Below are 19,986 nucleotides of genomic sequence, written 5' to 3' on the forward strand. Positions count from 1 at the left end.
TCTGCTGACGCATCTTTTCTAACTATGATATCATGAATAGAGCACACAGACTACAGGAGAGAAAAGGAGCTGAGCACATGAGTGTCCATATCGATGGAAAACGCGGTGACGTGGCCGATCGCATTCTGCTACCGGGCGATCCGCTAAGAGCTAAATACATCGCCGAGACCTACCTCGACGATGTCACACAGTACAACTTTACCCGGGGTATGAACGGATACACCGGCACCTATAAAGGCAAGCGCGTCTCCGTTCAGGGAACGGGGATGGGGGTCCCATCGATCGCCATCTACGTTAACGAACTGATCAAGGAGTACGGTGTCAAGGAGCTGATCCGCATCGGATCTTGTGGGGGTATAAAGGAAGATGTCAAACTCATGGATATCGTGATCCCCATGAGCGCTTCGAGTGATTCTTCCATGAACCAGCTGGCCTTCGGGTTCAAGCAGTACGCTCCTACACCGAGTTTTCGACTGTTCAAGTCCGCTGTGGAAACGGCCGATAGAATGGGGCTGACCTACCACGCCGGAAGCATTCTGACCACTGATCATTTCTACCATCCGCAGCCCGACCATTTTGATCTCTGGAAGAAGTACAATGTGATTGGTGTCGAGATGGAGTCCACGGCGCTTTTCACTATCGCCCAGGAGTATAATGTCGACGCCCTGACCCTCCTCACGGTCTCCGACCACGTGTACACAGGAGAAGAAGTTTCCAAGGAAATGAAGGAAAAGCGCTTCGACGAGATGATCCGACTCGCGCTCGATTTATAAGAACAAAAGAAGCGTCGCCCTATCCGGTCCTCGGATAGGGCGACATTTTTTTAATTACAATCCTCATGCGACATCATGCGCTTCAACACCTGCACCGTCCTTCAGGTGGTGACCCTGACTGGAGATGGATGGACCCACCTTCTCGCAAAACACCACCGCGTAACCACTAGGAGAACGATGGACAGCGAGAGGACCTTCGCGCTGATCGCCACCACGCTTTGCTTTCTCCTAGGGCGCCTCGTTGCCCGCGCGGTGTTCTAGTCGATAAAGGTGAGAACCTCCTCGATGGGCCGTCGCTTGGGTCTACGCGACGGCCACTTCTCGGGCACACCAAGGGGGGTGAGACAGGTGAGAAAGAAGCCAGGTTCATCGAAGCCGATCAGGGCCTCGATGGCCTCGCGGGCGTAGAGTGGGCCGGTCATCCAACAGGTCCCGTAACCGAGATCCGCTGCGGCCAGCTGCAGGAAGGCCATGGCCGCAGCGGCATTTTGGATGCCGGGTTTCGGGCGATCGATGGCCTCGAGCACCGCATCAGGCGATCCCATGGCCTGGTGTTGGCTCAGCCCCGTGCTCGCGTAGTCGCTCGAGTAAATTAGCACCACCACCGGGGCGCGATCGAAAAGACTATGGTACTTCATCATCTTGGAGAAGCGTTCGGTATCGGGTGCAGAGGCCCCCGCTTCACTCAGTCGTCTGTTCTCCTCCCGGACCACTTGAGCCATACGCGCGATCACACCCGGGTTACGCACCACGACAAACCGCCAGTTCTGAACGTTCTTCCCCGAGGGCGCCTGCGTGGCCGCCTCGACGATCGACCGGATGTCTTCCTCAGGAACGACTTGGTCTGTGAAGTCGCGGACGCTGATACGTCTTTCGAAAAGTGGATGCATTAGGACCGTCCCTTCTTTTTCTTGGGCACCTGGTGGATCGCCTCACCGCCGATGGCTGCCACGGCTTCCATAAAGGTCTCGCTGAGGGTGGGATGGGCGTGGATAATCTGGTGGATCTCCTTGGCCGTCATTTTCCGATCGATGGCCACCATGGCCTCGTGGATCATGACCGAAGCCCCCTGACCCATGATCTGACAACCCAAAATGACCTCCTCCTCAGAAGCGATGATCTTCACGAGCCCTTCCGTCTTTCCGAGCGCCAGGGCCTTCCCGTTAGCTGCAAAAGGCACCTTAGAGACTTTGACGGCGATCCCAGCAGCCTTCGCCTGGTCTTCGGAAAGCCCGCAGGTCGCAATCTCAGGATCGATGAAGATACAATTGGGGAACAAAGCGTGATTGATCGCCGGTGCATGCCCAGCGATGCGTTCCATCACGTCGATTCCCTGGTGGCTGGCCGCATGGGCGAGTAGACAACGTCCGTTGACATCGCCGACAGCGTAAAGGCCGGGAACACTCGTCTCAAAGGCGTCGTTCACCACGATGGCCCCTTGGTCCATCGCCACCTCCAGCCGCTCGAGGCCGAGTCCTTCGGTATTGGGCCGACGTCCTGTGGCCACGAGCACAGCGTTAAAGGATGTCACGCATTCCTTGTTCTTCTTTTCTGTGTGGAGCATGCACAGGTCCCCCTCCTGTTCGATCTTCCGAACGAGAGTGCCTGTTTCCAGTGTGAGGCCCTTGCGCTTGAGGCTTAGCTGCAACCGCTTGGTCAGATCCTTGTCTATCTGGCTGAGAATCTGCTTCTCCCCTTCGTATACGGTAACCGAAGATCCGAGGGCCCGATAGATCTCGGCCATTTCCATCCCGATGACACCGCCACCGATCACCGCCAGGCGTTCGGGAATCCCGTGGAGTTCTAAGGCTTCTCTGGAGGTCATGACCCCCGGCAGGTCCAGCCCCGGTATGGGTGGCAGCGCCGGTCGAGATCCCGTGGCGATCACCACATGGTCTGCCCCGTACAGCTCGTCTTTCACCCGTAGTGTTTTTTGATCCTCGAAGGTCGCAAATCCATCGATGACCTCGACACCATTGGCCGCGAGCAACTGAACGATGCCACCCACGAGCTCATCGACCACAGCGTTCTTGCGTGCGCGTATCACGTCTAGATCGACTCGAAAGCCTTCGATTTGAATGCCGAACTGTTTGGCTTCTGATAAAAGATCCATCACTTCCGACTGTCGATAGAGCGCTTTGGTCGGGATACATCCGTAGTTCAAACATGTACCGCCGATCTTGTGGTCTTCCACGAGGCCAACGGATAAACCGAGTTGAGCACCTCTGATCGCAGCGACATAACCACCGGGTCCACCGCCGATCACCAGCACATCATATTTTCTCACATTGAATCCCCCTTTGGTCATCTCTTCAGCCCGCAAACGGGCATCATATCCTCTGGTTCATTTTTTGTCGTTCCCCGCCATTATATCATGCCATCGGGGGCTTGTGTACCGATGAGAAAACACGAAAAAAGGACCCGAAGGTCCTTTGCAATCATAACATCAAATTGTGGAGCTGTGCGTCTTGCTGCATCTGCATGACGGTCGAGAGGTGCTTTTTCTCCTCCGCCTTGATAATCTTAAGCTCTTCTTCTGCGATATTCGGGAAGAAATCAGCCAGCTGGTTGACCATGAGCAGTGTGTCCCGTTCGATACGCTCTGCCAAAACCAGCGCTCGTTCTTTTACGAAGCGCTTCTTCATGCCTTCGTTTCGGAATAAATTATAATCGATCAGCGAGCGTGTGAACTCATGGTCTTCGTCGGTCAGATCAACTTCCAACTGCCCATCGAGACGCTTGAGCAAGGCACGGTAGATCTTTTCATGCCGTTCCTCATCCCCCGCCAGTTTCTCAAAAACAGCCTTTGATTTAGACTCGTTCATTTTTGACGCCAGATCGTGGTAAAGCTTGGCCACTTCCTGTTCACCCTCTGCAATGAGCTCAATGAGTTCCTTGGCATTGTACTTTTTCAAGATCACTACCTCCTTATACGGACTGTACTGTGTACTCCATCCTATGGATACCCTCTGTTGGTGTGGATACTCATCCGAATACCATTTTATTCTTACCCCTCGCCTTGGTTTCGTAGAGCACACCGCCTAGGGGATTCTCTACGAGAGCCCGTCTGTGTTCATCGATCATGATCTGAAGAACCTCGGGCGAAAGGCTGATCCTATGGGCGGTCTTTTCGCCCATCCGATTGATCAGAGGACTCGCATGAATGATAGTTAGTTTCTCCACTCATCCTGTGTGGTTTTCGGATTCGAGACCTTCTTTCTCTTCTAGAAACCGGTCGAACTGCGACAAGGCATGTCGGCGGATGGTTTTGTTCGGAAGATTGAACTTGACCACTTCACCCAGATGCCGGTAGGACCCGTCGATTCTGGCTTCTGTCAAACGTTTCGCGAGTAAATCCACTTCGCGCTGTAACAAACGGGGTATTGTTGGGCTTTCTGTTTCCGAGACGTACCCCACGATGCGTCGCTTGGCGCTCTCGATATCCGCCAGCATAGAAGAAAAATCCCCCACGAGATCCCCGGCGATCACATAATTCACGATGGGATACGACTTCTCCGTCTCATCACCGATAAAATGGCTGATGCCAGCCGGGTTAAAGGTGATGCCCCTAGCAAAATCCTTGAGTGAAGGTCGCCGGGCGAAAAGATACTGCACGATCGTCCCGCCAAGGGAGTGGCCGGTCAGGACCATCTCTCCCTCCCATGAAGCGATGTCGTCGATAAAGGTGAGGGCATCCCTCATCTGCTCGAGTTCATCAATGGAGCGTTTGCCGAACACCAGATTCAGATCCGTGAGAAGCAGGTCTTTGATCGGCTCATGTAGAAAATCCGTACCGCAGAAGGCTATGATTTTTTCCTCCTGCGATTCAAAGACCATCGCTTTGAACCCACTGGACGCAGAAGCAACGTGCACCAGCCGCATTTCTGCGATGCTGTCGAACCCCTTCTCACCCACCCGGTCCACCACGCGTCGTTTGACACCTCGGTCAACCTCTCCAAAGGGAACTGGCATCTCTGCGAGCGGTATGTACGTGCACTCCACAAGTGTTTTCAACTGCATGAGTGAGGCCATTTGATCACCCTTCAATGAGTACCGCCCGAACCGGCGCGGCCTCCACGTTATCGATGGCTATGGGTAGGGCAAAGAAGTCGTAGTACCCTTCTGCCACATGTTCCAGTCTCAAACCCTCTAAGATACAGACGCCTTCCGATAATAGGATTTTGTGGGTGGGATGTCCTTCCTGGGCTCGCTCGATGCCCAGCCCATCGATGCCCACACCCTTTAGCCCACGGTGGGCCAAGATCTGGGCCGCTTCTTTTTCTAAATAGACAAAGGTAAAATCGAAAACGGTTTCGCTGGAATTGCGTGTCTTCAGCAACAGCCAGTCCACGCCATCTAGGTCGAGTCCCTCCACCGCTGGAGCATCCACCTTTTCTTCAAGGTGGGATAGATCGACCACAAAGGCTCTGCCCCAGAAGGTGTCGAGCGTATAGGTACTATCGATGGTCCCACCACCGGGCATCATGTGAAGCGGTGCATCCACATGGGTGCCGGTATGCAGGTTCATGGTCAGCATCGTTTCCGTCGAATGTCCCGAAGTACTCTGATGAAGAATGGGACGCTTTTCTTCTTTATTTTTATAGACCATCATATCGGCATGCACGGGCATGGAGATGTCGATCAATTTCATATCAGTCTACCACCCTTCCGTTTATCCAGTAGAGTCCATCGCGACTGAGCAACTGTAGGCTCGACTGCGGCCCCTCTGTGTGCTGTTCATACTTGTGGAGGGGGAGTTGGTACTTGTTGCGCCAATGACGGATCTCATCGATCACACGCCAGGCCTGTTCGAGTTCATCCCAGCGGGTGAAGAGCGTTCTTTCACCGCGCAGCACATCGGCGAGCAGCTTCTCATAGGCTCCGATGGACTTAAAACCGATCTTGCAAGACTGGCAGTATTCCATGCTCTCCTGAATCACCTTGTCGTTCATACCAGGTTCCTTGACGTTAATCCGAAAGTAGACGCCCTCCTCTGGTTGGATCTTGAGGATCAACAGATTGTTGGCCACCTGTTCAGCACTGTAATCATCATCGCCGCATTTAAAGCGGATGATGATCTCCGCCCTCTTCTCTTCTAGGGCTTTCCCTGTTTTGAGATAAAAGGGTACACCACGCCACCGGGGATTATCGATAGCCATTTTTAGGGCCACAAAGCTTTCTGTATCCGAATCAGGTGCCACGTGTTCCTCTTCGAGATAGCCCTCGTACTGTCCGAAGACGAGATCATCCGAGGGGTTTTCAATCCGGAGCGAACGGAGCACCTTGACCTTTTCATCGCGGATGTACTCTGTCTCGTAGTCCAGCGGCTTTTCCATGGCGACCAGCGCCAGCATCTGCAGGAGGTGGCTCTGCACCATATCTCTCAACGCCCCGGCATCGTCATAGTAGCCGCCGCGTTCACCGATGCCCTCCTTCTCCTTTACGATAATCTGCACGTGTTCGATGTCGTAGTTCTGCCAAACGGAATCGAAAATCCGGTTACCGAACCGCAGGACCATGATGTTCTGGATCATTTCCTTGCCGAGATAGTGATCGATCCGGTAGATATTCTCCTCGTGAAAGGTCTTGGCAAGGGCTTCGTTGATCGCCGTGGCCGACGCCAGATCGGATCCAAAGGGTTTTTCGAAGACCACGCGGTCCTTTTCTCGGACGAGTCCGGCGTCCCTCAGGTGCTCTGCGATGGTTCCAAAATACTCAGGAGAGGTGGCCAGGTAGAAAACCCGCGGTCCTTCATCGAGACGCTCGTGTAGCCTTTCATAGCCCCTTGTCTCTTCAAAAACCATGCGGTGGTACCCGATTCGATCGGTAAAGTCCCCATCATCAATGTCGGTACGCTGCTTCACGCGTTCACGGTAGCCCGCATCATCCAGTTCCCTGCGACCGATGGCCAGAATTCTTAGTTCATTGATATGCTCATCTGGGCTCATTTGGATCTCGTGGAGGGCTGGGAGCAGTTTATGAAAGGTCAGGTTTCCCGTTCCTCCAAAGATCACCACCTGGTTTGCAATCATTTTTTTAGCTTCCATGGATACCCCCTACTTCTTATGCAAAGCGTGCCCACCGAACTCGTTGCGCAGGGCGGCCACCACCTTGTTCGACAGTTTTTGCTCGTCCTTGGACATATTTCGAACAAAGAGAGCAGAGGTGATCACGGGCAAGGGCACGTTCATCCGGATACCTTCTTCGACGGTCCACTTTCCTTCTCCCGTTGCATCGATGATGGGAAGAATCGGACCCAGTTCGTTTCCATGTCGTGAAAAAGCGCGTTCGGTCAGGCGCATTAAAAGGCCCTCGATGATAGAACCGTTGGACCAAACGCGGGCGACCGCCTCGAAATCCAAATCGAACTCAGAAGCTCCGAGCAGGTCAAACCCCTCGCCAATTGCCTGCATCATACCGTATTCAATACCGTTGTGCACCATCTTGACAAAGTGACCGCTCCCGGTGGGACCGGTATGCAGGTAACCCTTCTCCACATTGATGCGTTCGAAGACAGGTTTCAGTTGCTCGATCACCTGATCTTCGCCACCGACCATCATACAGGCACCGTGACGAGCCCCCTCCTGACCACCGCTCGTACCGGCGTCCACATAGTGGATGCCCTCCGTAGCAAGCAGCGCTTTCCTTCGAAGCGTATCACGATAGAAGGAATTCCCGCCGTCAATCAGGATGTCCCCATTTTTCAACTTCGGCAACAAAGTGTTGATCATCTCATCAATGACCTCTCCCGCCGGAATCATCATCCAGAGGATTCGCGGACTGTCGAGGGATGCGATCAACTCATCCAAATCATCCGTTGCCTCCACGCCTTCCTCTCGAATCGTCTCGACCTTCCCGATCGATCGGTTGTACCCGACCACCTCGATCCCATTGTCCTTCATGTTCAGCGCTAGATTGTAACCCATTTTTCCCAATCCGATCATACCAATTTTCATTCGCCATGCTCTCCTTTCATCTGTTCGTGTACTACATAGATACCAACATTTTCTCAAGTAAAACAAATCACCCCCTGCGAAGGGGGTGAAAACATACACTGATCAGCCAGCAGATTATCCGTGCATGTGGAGGACCATGCTGTCCAGATCAGGCCTTTCTCATCATTTCTACCAATCGCTCGAGGAGTGGTTTTCTGACCTTCAGCTTATCGATCTCCAGTTTGCCCATGTTCTTGTGGTTGAGCCGCCTCTGGATCTCCTCTTCGAGGATTGTCATCACCAGCACGACCACGGGCACCCCGAGGAACATTCCGACCAAGCCGAAGAGATAGCCTCCCACGGTCACGCTCACGATGATCCAGAAGGCGCTGACGCCCACTCGATCGCCCAGGATGATCGGGCCCAGGATCAAGCCGTCGAACTGCTGGAGGATCACGATGATCACGAGCACAAGAATCGTCTGCTCCGTGCTATTGATCAGGGTGATCAGAACGGCCGGAACAGCCCCTATGAAGGGACCGAAGTATGGGATCATATTGGTAATTCCGATCACGATAGAAATGATCAGGGCAAATGGCACGGCGAAGAGATATAGGAACAGATAACACAAGAGCCCGATGATCGTGGAGTCGATCAGCTTTCCCACCACGAAGCGTTGAAAAATGCCGTTAGCCGTGTGCGTGACGCTCATCAATCGCTCCGCTTTTCGTTCGTCGAAGAAGGCGTAGGTAAAGCGCTTGATCCTGGCGATCAGTTCCTTCTTGTCGAAAAGAATATAGATGCCGATGACCAGCGAGACCACAAAGTACATGACGCGTGAGGTCACGTTCAACAGGTGTATCAGGGCGCTGTTGAAAAGGCCGCCCACGAGACTGCTGGCACTGTCGATCAAATTCTGCACCGCCTCATCGACGTAGGATTTCACCTCAATGAGGTACTCGTTGTCGATGCCCGATAGTACCCAGTTCTCCACGTCAAGATAGCTCACATCCGATAGACTGGCCACGAGCTCCTGTATATTGTTGATGATCCGTGGAATCGCCAAAGATAGGATTAGAATAATGAATACGATGATCAGTACCACGGTGGCCAAAATGGCAACAGGTCTGGGTAAACGGAAAAATCGCGTCAAAAGCCGCACGATATTATCGAGCAGATAAGCGAGAATGAAGCCGAGTAGCAGTGGCGAGAAACCCTTGTTTAGAATAGCCAGAAAGGCCGTCTGGCTGATGAGGTAGTATCCGAAAATGCTCCCGGCGATCAGGAAGATCAACCGCCGCAATGTCCATTGATCGCGCATGTTCATCCCCCTATGATTTTGACGAGCACGCGCTTGTCACGCATACCGTCGAATTCGCCATAGAAGACGGCTTCCCAGGGGCCAAGATCCAGACGACCCTCACTCACGGCGATGACAACCTCTCGGCCCATGATCGTCCGCTTCAGATGGGCGTCCCCATTGTCCTCAAAGCCATTGTGATCATATTGATCGTAGGGTTTTTCCGGTGCCAACTTCTCTAAGAAGCGCTCGAAATCTCGGTGCAGACCAGACTCGTTATCATTGATGAATACACTAGCGGTGATGTGCATGGCATTGACGAGCACCAGTCCCTCCTGCACCCCACTCGCCTCGACCGCTTCTTGGATCTCATCGGTGATGTGAAGGAAGGCCCGTCTCGTTTTCGTGTGAAACCATAATTCCTTACGATAATGCTTCAAAATCTATCGCCCCTTTTCTCAACGCTGTAGCACGCATTATTTCTTCAATCGACGGATTTCATCCAAATGGGACGCCAAGATGCTCACGACTCTCGGGTCAAAATGGGAACCACTCTTCTCTCTTAAGAACGCTAGGATCTCCTCTTCTGAGTAAGCCTCTCGGTAAGCCTTTCTCCTCCCCATGGCATCGAACACATCCACGACCTTCATGATGCGGGAGTAGATAGGAATCTGCTCCCCGACGATACCCTCTGGATAACCGGTGCCATCGTAATGCTCATGGTGGTACCGTGCCACTGATGCAGCGATCTGTAGCAGGGGGATGCTCTTTGATTTGAGCAAATCGTAACCCGTTTGGGCATGGGTGGACAGCACTTTGAACTCCTCGGGCGTGATCTCCGTCCGTTTGTTGAGCAGGGCTTCAGGCAGCGCCACCTTTCCCAGATCGTGCAGGGGAGCCACCAGTCTTAGGATCCGACACTCCTCTAGGGAGAGTCCCGACTCTTTGGCCAGTAACCAGGCGATTTCTCCAACGGTTCTTGAGTGTCCCTCGTCAAAGAAGTCCCTTTTTTCAACAATCTCGCTCAGCTTCACGAAGACTTCCTCCTGAGCCGAGGTGATGTTCTCGAAAATCAAAACGTTGTCGAAAGCGATGGCCACATTAGAGGAAAAAAGGTCCATCAAATGCTGATCGACATCCTCCACATCAAAGTCATAGGCGATGATCAACAGCTCTTCGCGGCCCGTGATCAGCGGATGGTAGCCCACGAAATATCGTCGCGATTGCTGGGATCTGGCCTCGGTCCTGGCGCTTTCGATCAAGGCGAGCAGTGTCTCGTCACCGATCACGGAAAGCGGCTTTCCGATCGCTCCTCGGAAAAGTGCACTGGCATCGACAATCTGCCCATCCAACAGATCGATTGTGCTCACCTGGATGTAGAGCGCATGGTTGAAGTCATCGAAAAGGGAACGGGCTTCCTCGACCAGTGTCTCGGCAAAGCGCGATAGATCCTTGTAGCCGTAGAGGTGGGTCGCGGCCTCGATAACGCGCTCGAGATTCTCTCGGTTCTGATTGATCCGCACCAAATCGCTATAGCCCCTCAGGGCTGCGATCAAGGTTGTGGTCATCTTGGTCACTGTAAGCTCCGTCTTTGTCTTGTAGTCATTGATGTCATAGTCGATCACCACCCGTTCCTCTGGAGCGTACCCGGGTTGTCCCGTCCGCAGAACGATGCGAACGAATTGGTTCTTCAGCTCTTCTCGGATGTAACGGACGAGCTTCAATCCCGAGTCCTCTTCTTCCATGACCACATCTAGGAAAATCAGGGCGAAATCGTCGCGGTGCCGCAACAACGTTTTGGCTTCCGCCGCACTGTAGGCACTGAAAAAAGACAATTCGCGATTCATAAAATGAAAATTATTCAAAACCAGTTTGGTCGTCACGTGGACCGAAGGCTCATCGTCTACAATCAGAATTCTCCACGGACCCTTTTTCTTTCTCTTTGCCTTCGAAGTTTCCTCTGCAAAGATTAGCTCTTCAAGCATCTGAAACGTCCTCCTTGGGAATCCTGATAACGAGTGTTGTCCCCATATCCGCTTGCACCAGCTGAATCGATCCCTTCAGTTTCTGGACCACAGCATTGTATACGATCGATAGACCCAGACCACTTCCGCCTTTTCCCATTTTCGTTGTGAAAAAGGGGTCGAAAATCCGATCGTGATACTCAGGAGCGATGCCCCCGCCGTCATCGTGGAAAAGAAGGCGTAGGTGATCCCCTTCATCCGTGGTCCTCACTTCGATGCTTCCGCGCTGTCTATTTTCGAACCCGTGTCGCAGGGCGTTCATAACCAGATTCGTGAAGACCTGACCGATCAGACCGGGATAGGTTTCCATAGATACCTCGTCTCCTGTGATCGCAAAGGACACATCCATTCCCTTGTACTCGGGTGTCAAACTCGTCACCACTTCTTGCAGGTAGGCTTTCACCTCGAACGTCCGTTTCTTCTCCGAGATACGATCGATCGAGATGTTCTTGAAAGAAGACATGAGCTCCGTTGCCTTCGTTAGGTTGGCAAGGAGCAGTTCAGTCGTCTCTCGCGACTCATTGAAATAAGCCTCCAGGTTGCTCCTCGACATCTTCTGGTTACCATAAGTCTCTTGTAAGCGATCGAGCAACTGCGACTGATAGCTCGTGAGGGTTTTGCTGAGTCCAAGGGGGGTATTGACCTCATGACTGATCCCCGCCACGAGATGTCCGAGGGAAGCCAGTTTTTTCGCCTGGATGATCTCATGGTGCATCCTCTTGGTTTCTTCTAGGGAAGCTGCCAACTGCTCCGTGCGCTCCAGTACCTTTTCCTCGAGGGATGTGTTCAAGGCATCAAGAGTGTTCTTTTGCCTCTCGATCATGCCAGCGTATTCCCTACGTTTGTTGATATTCAGCACCAACAGGATGATGATGCTGAGTAACGTTAGGATGATCATCAGGGAGGCAATCAGAATCTCCCAGTGCTGCTGTACAAAGGACACAGGTCGGTCGTACCACTCGAACGCGATGGTCTCGATGCGCTCGTGCGATAGACTATAACGCATGGCCTCGGAGTAGTTCAAGTAGCTGGCCGAGGGTACCCCTACAATGGGGAAATCATCGGGATCGGCACCGATGAGGATTTCCCCGGCCAGTTCTGCTGCAGCGGCCCCATTCTCCACGCCTCCGAGCATCATGCCACCCGCGGCTCCCCCCGGCAAGTAGAAATCCCAGTAACTGAAAATCGGTATCGTGGCCACTTCGTAGAGCAAATCGAAACTCTGCTGATAACTATAGTAGCGGCCTGACGTGTCTTGATTGAAGACGAGCATCACGAGGACAGCATCCTCGAGGTTCGAAACGTCTTCCGTCAAGCGATTCAGATCATCCGTGAGCAGAAAGTCGATCTGAAGATCGAAAGAGGTGGTCGATAGGAGTTCTTCGATGCTCCGCTTGATCCGCTCGTTGGTCAGGCTATCATCCCCCACCAATAGTACCGATTGTCCTCCTTCGTAAAGCTCATCGAGCAAGGTGAACATACCACGGTGGTCGAGCGCCTCCAGCACGCCGGTGATCCGATCCCCCTTGAGATCCTCGGCATAATTGACCCCCGAAAAAACGATCGGTGTATCGGGGGTTAGAAAGGTCAAAGCACGATCGCCTAGGAAATCCACGGCATAGTCGTCCGTCACATAGACAAGATCAAAGGATCTATCTTCATATTGTTGGTTGAGAAAGGCTGTTTTGGCTTCGAAATACGCCGGACTGTTATATTGTTTGGCATCCAGATAGACGACATCCACAGCATCCGTATCCTGATCGAAGGCGAGGGTCTTGAGAAAACCCGCTTCTTGATCGGCAGTCCACTGGTTTTGCGCCGTATAGGAGTGCACGATCAAGACCTTGGGATCGGCTGTGCCTTGTCCGTGGACCGCCGGCCCGGCCAGGAAGATCAAGCCTAAGACCATCGCGGTGAAAACGGCATTACGCAACTCCTTCATTCGACACCACCCCCCCTGTGCTTCTAGTGACCAAATTGTTCTTCTACATACCCGCTTCTCCTTGCGGGCAAACCAAAAAAGCCCCAATCTCTATCGATCCAGGGGCTTGTAATCCACATCTTCGGCATCGCGATCGTAAGAGCCCGGGTCTCGATCGGAATCCGGATCTCCCTTCGACTTGATCTCCACCTTGGGTTCTTGCGAAACAGATTTGTACCGATGGGCATCGTAGAGGAGCTTTCCCCCGATGAAAAGCAGTAGCAGTACGCCCAAGGGTGAAAAGAGCAACCGGACGGCAACGCCCATCAACATCATGACCAAAACCATGACCATGATCCCGACGAGACAGCCAATGGTGTCCAGGTGAATCATTCGCATCGTGTCACCTCGTTTCCAATGTATTCACCTTTCATTATAGTTGATATCCGGATAAAAAAAAAGCCGGTAACCCGGCTTCTCTTCTTAATAATCGTCAGACCCTCTTTCACCACCGACTATGGCGACGGATGCACTCGCTCCGATTCGCGTGGCACCGGCGGCGATCATAGCCACTGCCGTCTCGGCATCGCGAACGCCTCCGGACGCCTTTACGCCCAAATCCGGTCCAACGGTCTTTCTCATGAGCTGGATATCCTCGATCGTCGCACCACCGCTGCTGAATCCAGTGGAGGTTTTAACGAAGTGAGCTCCGGCCCCCTTAGCAACCTCACAAGCCTTCACTTTCTCCTCATCGGTCAACAGGCAGGTTTCCAGGATCACCTTCAGACGCGTATCTTGGGATAAAGCGTCGACCACCGAACGGATATCCGCCTCGACGGTCTCCCAATCAGCATTCTTTACAGCGGCGATATTGATCACCATGTCGATTTCGTCGGCGCCCGATGCGATGGCCTGTTTCGTCTCGAAGGCTTTCGCTTCCTTTGTGGTATTGCCAAGGGGGAATCCCACGACGCTCGTGACCTTGACCCCGCTGCCATCCAAGGCATCCTTGACCAGGGGCACGTAGAAGGGATTCACGCACACCGAATAAAATCCGTGGGTCTTTGCTTCCGTGCAGACCTTGAGAACGGCCTCGGCGGTCGTGTCAGGCTTTAAAATCGTATGGTCGATATACTTTTCAAGTTTCAAACGATCACTTCCTTATCACTGTGTAGTCTAGTGTCGGACACCTGCCAAAAGCTAGATGACCTCTTTTCTTCCATCCTACACCAGTGATGCGCAGTCGTCAACGCGAGAGCTTGATTCTTGTGGGTTCTTTACAACCGTCGAAACCTTCGATGATCCACGCATCGAAAAGAGGATTCCCAAAGCAGAGGGCAACGAGACGGAACATCTCGTAGATGCCACCCCTGATCCGTTCATTCAAAGTCGTCCCGGCCGTCATCAGGAGCCACACTTCCTCCACCTGGCTCTCGAGTGTGCCAAGGTGCATCTTTCTATGAAAGAGCGTCTCCAGACGGTCGACGAAGCATTTTGTCTGAGCCGTCACCCCATTGAAGTAGACGGGGCTGGCGAAGATCAGGCGATCGTAAGCCAAGAGTTTTTCCACGAGGTCCGGATGGTCGTCCCGAATCACGCAGGTACCCCTTTCGCGACAAGCCAGACAACCTTTGCAAGGTGCGATCCGATAGCGATCGAGGTCAAAGCGATCGTAGGATGCAATCTGCTTTTTTTCGAGCAGATCAATCAGTGCGCGGTGGGTGTTTCCTCGCAAATTGGGTCCGCCAAAGATGACGGCCGTTCGCTTCACTTGTAGATCACCTTCTTCAGCGTCGCAATATATGGCAGATTTCGGTACTTCTCCGCATAGTCGATGCCGTAACCCACGATGAACTCATCGGGGATATCGAAGCCCTTATAATCCACGGGGATCTCCACCTTCCGACGTTCAGGCTTATCCAGGAGCGTACAGACCGTCAACGAGGCGGGTCCCCTGCTCATAAAGTTATCCATCAGGTAATGGAGGGTTAGCCCCGTATCAATGATGTCCTCGACGATCAATACATGACGGTCCTCGATACTGTGGTCGAGATCCTTCATGATGCGAACGACCCCTGAGCTTTCCGTCGCGTGCCCGTAACTCGAAGCAGCGATAAAGTCCAGCTCCATGGGCAAGTTGATTTCTCGGATCAGGTCACTCATGAACACGTTGGCCCCTTTGAGCACACCCACGACAAGTAGTTCTTTGCCGTAGAAATCATTCGTAATCTCAGCACCCAATGCTGCCACACGTTCCGATAGTACTTCCGTTGAAAACAAAATATCCTTGATGTCATCTACCATTATTCAGCACCTCTTTCGATTCATTTTCGACCCCATTATACCTTTTTGAGGCGAAAAATGCGAACCTTATTCCAGGTGCACGCGATATCTTTCGTCTGCTATGTCGATCTCATCTCCTTCCTTCAAATGCTTCTTGCGCTGTAGCCTCCGCTTGTTGAGAAAAGTTCCATTGCGACTACCCAGATCCTCAAGCTCATAGTATCCGTGGTGCTCCGCAATTTGGGCATGGAGCCGGCTGGCCGACACCTTGTCCAGTTGCAGATGACAACTGCGGTCACGGCCAAAAACAAAGGGCGATGAGACCACATCGATCACTTCCCCAGTGCCCAGGTGCTCCAAAGTCATGCTTTCTTTGGTGGCCAGAACCGTGGCCTGCTCCTTCGCCTGTCGGAAGGTCACCAGACCCAGATGCTGATTGGCAAAGTAGGCGAGGGCCACGAGGATCAGCACTGACCCGAGTATAACGAGCCTATCTATTTTTAAAAATACCGTTAGACTGTAGAAGAGCATCAAAAGTATTGCGACTCCAGCCAGGGCCATGAGGGGCACCTTGTAACTGATCGACTGCCATTTCATCTGATCCCTGTTTTCCACCGCGAAACGCTTCTTCTCATAGGTCTCTTCGAAGCCGTAGATGTGGTAGTGATCGATGGTCTTGTGCTGCACAATCTGCGTCATCATGGCCAGGTACCGCTCTTCGATACCACGCCATCCGAAGATTACTTCCCGGAAGAGATGGGCTTCCGTCTTCTCCAGTTGCAAGTCCTTGACGGGTAGGTAGAGAAAACGCAGCTCACCCCTTTCGTCTACGTAGACCGCATCGTATTGTAGATGCAGACGCTCTTTCGTGAGGAAAAAATCTTTCATCTGATCGATTACCGCTGCAGTCCCGTCGACAAAGATATTCCACCTGTCCAGGCTAAAGGGATGTTCCTCCAGATAGGCTTTGAGCGGAATGCAACCCTTTAAGTCGTAAAAGAGCCCTACTTGTGAAGGTAGGGCTTTGTAGGTGGGCTGGATCACCCCCTCGATTTTACCGCTCTTTAGAATCTCCATTTCCATGCTCAACAGGTGGGCCTCATCGCAGGGATAGTAATAATAGTCCATGGCACATCACCTAAAGCTTCGTCGGATCGATCACATTGCGATCGAGATTCTTCATCATGCTATCCATATAGTCGAGAATCCCATCCTTGAAGACTAGGGCGAGGCCCACGAGGATGGCGATGAGCACGACCATCTCGATGGTCCCCATTCCCGCCTCGTTCTGTAGTTTGATAAAGCTTCTTGTTATCCAGTTCATAGTCATCTCCTTTATATCAACCCAATAGTGTAAGCAGGGACGGGGCCACCAAAAGCGCCAAGATCGCGAGGAAAATCATCATGATCGGCAACAATAGCGCCTGGTTCATCTCCTGTGCTCGCTTTCTCGCGTGATTCATCCGCATTTTGAAAAAATCCTGCCCCATGTTATAGAGTGCTTGATAGGCCTGGGCTTCTCCTTTCTCAAAGCTGATCGCCAAGTAGTGTACGAGACGCCTGACCTCCACGAGCCTCACCCGCGTACTCTCTCGTCGTAGAGCAGCCATCACCCCGCGACCCGATAGCACCAGATCCTTCTTCTCCGATGCAGAGAATGTCACCATCTCTGCAATTGCCCGGCGTACTGCCACCTCGAGCGGGTTGCCCGCCAGTAGATGCAGGGTAGCGTACTGGAGCATTTGCTGGTAGTCAGCAAGAATCTCTCTCCTTCTTTTCGCTTGGGCATCGAAGCATTGCTTGTGATATAGGTAGGCTACCAGTAGCGGAGCCGACATGAGTCCGAAGGGTCCCGCTCCGCTCAGAAGAAGGAGCAGTAGATTCAGCGGCAAGAGTACGATCATCAGAGCAGCAAACTCCTCGGGAGCCACCAGGATCAGATGCGTGCGTTCGTGGAGCCACGCGACATATTCTTCAAATCGACGGACACCCTTGAACCCTAGGGCCAGGCGATCGAGCCGATCGATCTTCTGCTGATCGTAAAGGACAAAGAGTACGAGGTTCACGATCAAAAAGATCATAGAGAGACCTTACTGATCATGCGGAACATGATTATTTCTGCAATCAGGATGAGGACCAACGAACCCCAGAGCACCAAGCTTCCTGGACCCGAATCCTTCAATGGATCGAGATAACCATCGAAGAAACTACGGAGCAAGAAAACGAAGGCGACCGGCATCACCGAGATCACGGCAGCCTCTACTTTCTTTTCATTGAGCATCTTGTCGATTTCTTCTTCGAGCTCAATCATAGTCTGGAGCGAATCACCGGTCCGCTCGATCAGTAGCTTCCGATTGGCCCCGGAATACAGGGCGTCGATCATCATATCGAAAAACAAGATCGATTCCTTATTATCCAAGAGTGCCGGCAGTTCTGCCTTCAACGGAGCAATGGGTTTTTTCAAATCGAAACGACGGTTGATTGCAACCACCACACGCTTAATGCCATGTTCCTCCCTCTCGAACAATCCCTCGAGTTCCTGTAGGGCCCCTCTGAAACTGGTCCCCGAGCCTAGGGTCGCGGATAACATTGCAAGACAGCCGTGGAGTTTCCTCCTCTCCTGGCGCTTCACTCTAGCGGCCTCGATCGGTCGGATCCCCCGGCGTAGCCCTATGGCCAGCGGTACCGCGAGGACCATCGAGATCAAAAGGAATGTCGTGAACAGATAGAGCACGAGCATCAGCAGCATCACGAGAATGATGTAGATTGCCAAGTCTTGCTTTGTCGGTCGAAAGTGAAAATGGGTTCGAGCACGTATTCTTTCTCTTTTAGATCCGTTAGTGCGTATAAGGCAAACAACCTCCTCTCACCGTCGGTTTTTTTCAAGAAGATCATGTAGTCGATTGCACTCACGATCATCCGCTTGAGGGATACTTCTGAAATATCGTAATGTGAAGCGATCATGGTCTCAAGGCGGTAGAGCATGTCGACGGGTGAATTCCCGTGGCCGGTACCCATGGAGCCATCGTGACCGGTGTTCATCGCCTGGATGAGATCAAAGGCCTCTTTACCCCGTACCTCTCCAATCACAATCCGATCAGGTCGCATGCGCAGTGCATTGCGAATCAAATCCGATGCTGATACACCGCCCCCGTACTCGTTGTTCTGTTCTTTGACCTCGAGATTGATCACATTTTCAAAGGCAGCATAATCCAGTTCGCAGGAGTCCTCGATGATCACGATCCGCTGACCAAGACAGGCCTGGATCATGGCATTGAGAAATGTGGTCTTCCCAGAACTGGTACCACCGCAGATAAAAAGATTGGCACGCTCATCGATAATCTTGTCCAGAAAATCATGGACCCTATCGTCCATCGTCCCTCCTGCTTTCAACGTTTCGAGCGTAAAGACATTGAATTGAAATTTTCGAATCGTCATGACCGCACCGTTGATCGCAATGGGCGGTACCAAGATATTGATTCGCTCACCAGAATCTAGCCTGACATCGACATAGGGGTGGGAGGTATTGACGCTCTTGTTCACCGACGACACGATCTCTTGTATCAACGTCATGAGCGACTCTTCCGACTCGAAGATCACATCGGTTCGTATCAAGTTTCCCTCTTTCTCGATGAAAATCTCATCGAACTGGTTGACCATTATCTCCGTGATCGATGGATCGTCAATCAGCGGTTGCAAGATGCCGTAGCCAAAGAGATGATCGAGCACCGACTTCTTGATGGCCAATTTGTCGGGGATTGTCAAATGGCCATAGGTAACTGACTGCATCAGAAGTTTGTCGATTGTCTCTTTGACGGCATGCTCTTCAATGGTTTCCATCCAGGCTAGGGAAGCTTCCACTGCCGCGAGCAGTTTATCCCTCAGATCGTTCATGGTACAGTACCATCTCCCCGAAGGTCTCGATCTGGTAGACCCCGGGGGATTCTTGGGTGCATTGCTCTGAACAGCCGATGGCGTTGATCCACCATCCCCGCTCGAGCAATCGGTCGTACGTCGATGTCGGTTGTTCCGCTAGATTCAAGAAAATATACTCATAAGGGAGAGATTCGAGTTTCCCTACTAAATCCACCGACTCGACCAACCGATAATCTGCCAGCGCATCGAAGGAAGCGATCACGTCGATTCCCTTCTCCACGCTGGTTTCGATGAATTCTCCATAATCGATTCCACCCTCCATACAGTACAAAACCTTGGAGAAGTTTGGCGCGGTTCCCGCTGTACTTCTGTAGGCCAGGTCGACGAAAAGCACGCGTTTCTCAAAAGAACTGAGATAAGCGTAGAGCCCTTGATAGTATGCAATCTCTCCCGTGTTCATGACCCCGATTAAGGTGGTCGAGCGGTAGTGCCCTTCAAAGAGATCCCCGAGTTTTCGCAGCAGGGTCTCCTTGCCATCGAGTGGATCGAGATGACAGTCTGCATCATGGTGGGTACTGAACCCAAAAAAGATGAAGACGCCCTCGTGCCTCTTGATGCTGGCATCATCCACCACGACGACGCTTTCCTTCGGTGCCAGTGCCATGGTCTCTAGTTCGTGCATCTGAAAATCCATGTGCAGGTTCTTGAGCAGTTCCGTGAGCCGATCGGCCGACTCTGTTCTCAAATTGTACTGATAGATGTGCTTCATACCATCACCCCTATCCATATATTACCATTTAAGCGTTCTATTTGCAAGAATTTTCCATATATGATCAAAAAAAGCACCACCCAGAGGGTGGTGCGAATCGATCGA

General features: G+C 52.4%; 23 protein-coding genes. 1 reads left to right on the forward strand and 22 read right to left on the reverse strand.

Going from position 1 to position 19,986, the window contains the following annotated elements; translation table 11 throughout:
• The first annotated feature begins 77 nt into the window (after positions 1–77).
• Positions 78–773: a purine-nucleoside phosphorylase gene (gene deoD, locus ACULM0_RS02055; RefSeq protein ID WP_463678797.1), complete on the forward strand. Its 696-nt coding sequence runs from the start codon at positions 78–80 to the stop codon at positions 771–773.
• Positions 774–1,030: 257 nt separating this feature from the next.
• On the opposite strand, the gene ACULM0_RS02060 is transcribed toward deoD, so the two are convergent.
• The 22 genes from ACULM0_RS02060 to ACULM0_RS02165 all read right to left on the reverse strand — a co-directional run bounded on the left by ACULM0_RS02060 (position 1,031) and on the right by ACULM0_RS02165 (position 19,881).
• Entirely contained in the window at positions 1,031–1,663 is a 633-nt protein-coding gene (locus ACULM0_RS02060) for a nitroreductase family protein (RefSeq protein WP_463678798.1), read from the reverse strand.
• Positions 1,663–3,060 carry a dihydrolipoyl dehydrogenase gene (gene lpdA / locus ACULM0_RS02065; RefSeq protein WP_463678799.1) on the reverse strand — a complete coding sequence of 466 codons (1,398 nt, stop codon included), beginning with the start codon at positions 3,058–3,060 and terminating at the stop codon, positions 1,663–1,665. The genes ACULM0_RS02060 and lpdA overlap by 1 nt, the downstream gene beginning before the upstream one ends.
• A gap of 151 nt (positions 3,061–3,211) precedes the next feature.
• A complete protein-coding gene (locus tag ACULM0_RS02070) occupies positions 3,212–3,688 on the reverse strand; it encodes a ferritin family protein (RefSeq protein WP_463678800.1) in 477 nt (158 codons plus the stop codon).
• Between the two features lie 70 nt (positions 3,689–3,758).
• A complete protein-coding gene (locus tag ACULM0_RS02075) occupies positions 3,759–3,956 on the reverse strand; it encodes a hypothetical protein (protein ID WP_463678801.1) in 198 nt (65 codons plus the stop codon).
• Positions 3,957–4,805, reverse strand: coding sequence for an Mbeg1-like protein (locus ACULM0_RS02080; protein WP_463678802.1), 849 nt, complete (start codon positions 4,803–4,805; stop codon positions 3,957–3,959). It lies immediately after the preceding gene.
• 4 nt (positions 4,806–4,809) lie between these two features.
• On the reverse strand, positions 4,810–5,424 hold the full coding sequence (locus ACULM0_RS02085) for a cyclase family protein (protein ID WP_463678803.1): 615 nt from the start codon (positions 5,422–5,424) through the stop codon (positions 4,810–4,812).
• 1 nt (position 5,425) lies between these two features.
• On the reverse strand, positions 5,426–6,820 hold the full coding sequence (zwf, locus tag ACULM0_RS02090) for a glucose-6-phosphate dehydrogenase (protein WP_463678804.1): 1,395 nt from the start codon (positions 6,818–6,820) through the stop codon (positions 5,426–5,428).
• Positions 6,821–6,829: 9 nt separating this feature from the next.
• Positions 6,830–7,828 (reverse strand): phosphogluconate dehydrogenase (NAD(+)-dependent, decarboxylating), encoded by a 999-nt coding sequence (gnd, locus tag ACULM0_RS02095; RefSeq protein ID WP_463678805.1) that lies wholly within the window; start codon positions 7,826–7,828, stop codon positions 6,830–6,832.
• A gap of 49 nt (positions 7,829–7,877) precedes the next feature.
• The gene (locus ACULM0_RS02100) at positions 7,878–9,029 is read right to left on the reverse strand and encodes an AI-2E family transporter (protein ID WP_463678806.1); all 1,152 of its coding nucleotides are present in this window, start codon (positions 9,027–9,029) and stop codon (positions 7,878–7,880) included.
• A 2-nt stretch (positions 9,030–9,031) separates the two neighbouring features.
• Positions 9,032–9,448: a secondary thiamine-phosphate synthase enzyme YjbQ gene (locus ACULM0_RS02105; protein WP_463678807.1), complete on the reverse strand. Its 417-nt coding sequence runs from the start codon at positions 9,446–9,448 to the stop codon at positions 9,032–9,034.
• 36 nt (positions 9,449–9,484) lie between these two features.
• Positions 9,485–10,993 carry an HD domain-containing phosphohydrolase gene (locus ACULM0_RS02110; RefSeq protein WP_463678808.1) on the reverse strand — a complete coding sequence of 503 codons (1,509 nt, stop codon included), beginning with the start codon at positions 10,991–10,993 and terminating at the stop codon, positions 9,485–9,487.
• A complete protein-coding gene (locus ACULM0_RS02115; RefSeq protein WP_463678809.1) occupies positions 10,986–12,974 on the reverse strand; it encodes a sensor histidine kinase in 1,989 nt (662 codons plus the stop codon). The genes ACULM0_RS02110 and ACULM0_RS02115 overlap by 8 nt, the downstream gene beginning before the upstream one ends.
• 90 nt (positions 12,975–13,064) lie before the next feature.
• Positions 13,065–13,352 (reverse strand): hypothetical protein, encoded by a 288-nt coding sequence (locus ACULM0_RS02120; RefSeq protein WP_463678810.1) that lies wholly within the window; start codon positions 13,350–13,352, stop codon positions 13,065–13,067.
• Between the two features lie 84 nt (positions 13,353–13,436).
• Positions 13,437–14,102, reverse strand: coding sequence for a deoxyribose-phosphate aldolase (deoC, locus tag ACULM0_RS02125; protein WP_463678811.1), 666 nt, complete (start codon positions 14,100–14,102; stop codon positions 13,437–13,439).
• Between the two features lie 97 nt (positions 14,103–14,199).
• On the reverse strand, positions 14,200–14,724 hold the full coding sequence (locus ACULM0_RS02130) for a flavodoxin family protein (protein ID WP_463678812.1): 525 nt from the start codon (positions 14,722–14,724) through the stop codon (positions 14,200–14,202).
• The gene (gene hpt / locus ACULM0_RS02135) at positions 14,721–15,257 is read right to left on the reverse strand and encodes a hypoxanthine phosphoribosyltransferase (protein ID WP_463678813.1); all 537 of its coding nucleotides are present in this window, start codon (positions 15,255–15,257) and stop codon (positions 14,721–14,723) included. The genes ACULM0_RS02130 and hpt overlap by 4 nt, the downstream gene beginning before the upstream one ends.
• Positions 15,258–15,323: 66 nt before the next feature.
• Positions 15,324–16,364, reverse strand: a complete 1,041-nt coding sequence (locus ACULM0_RS02140) for an FHA domain-containing protein (RefSeq protein ID WP_463678814.1) — start codon at positions 16,362–16,364, stop codon at positions 15,324–15,326.
• 10 nt (positions 16,365–16,374) lie between these two features.
• A complete protein-coding gene (locus ACULM0_RS02145) occupies positions 16,375–16,560 on the reverse strand; it encodes a Flp1 family type IVb pilin (RefSeq protein WP_463678815.1) in 186 nt (61 codons plus the stop codon).
• Positions 16,561–16,576: 16 nt separating this feature from the next.
• Positions 16,577–17,317 carry a hypothetical protein gene (locus ACULM0_RS02150; protein ID WP_463678816.1) on the reverse strand — a complete coding sequence of 247 codons (741 nt, stop codon included), beginning with the start codon at positions 17,315–17,317 and terminating at the stop codon, positions 16,577–16,579.
• Entirely contained in the window at positions 17,314–18,009 is a 696-nt protein-coding gene (locus ACULM0_RS02155; protein ID WP_463678817.1) for a type II secretion system F family protein, read from the reverse strand. Before ACULM0_RS02155 ends, ACULM0_RS02150 begins: the two co-directional genes overlap by 4 nt.
• On the reverse strand, positions 17,985–19,130 hold the full coding sequence (locus tag ACULM0_RS02160; RefSeq protein WP_463678818.1) for a CpaF family protein: 1,146 nt from the start codon (positions 19,128–19,130) through the stop codon (positions 17,985–17,987). Before ACULM0_RS02160 ends, ACULM0_RS02155 begins: the two co-directional genes overlap by 25 nt.
• Entirely contained in the window at positions 19,111–19,881 is a 771-nt protein-coding gene (locus ACULM0_RS02165) for a hypothetical protein (protein ID WP_463678819.1), read from the reverse strand. Before ACULM0_RS02165 ends, ACULM0_RS02160 begins: the two co-directional genes overlap by 20 nt.
• Between the last annotated feature and the right edge of the window lie 105 nt (positions 19,882–19,986).

Source organism: Halotolerantifilum yawarlongkerapense (assembly GCF_054506745.1).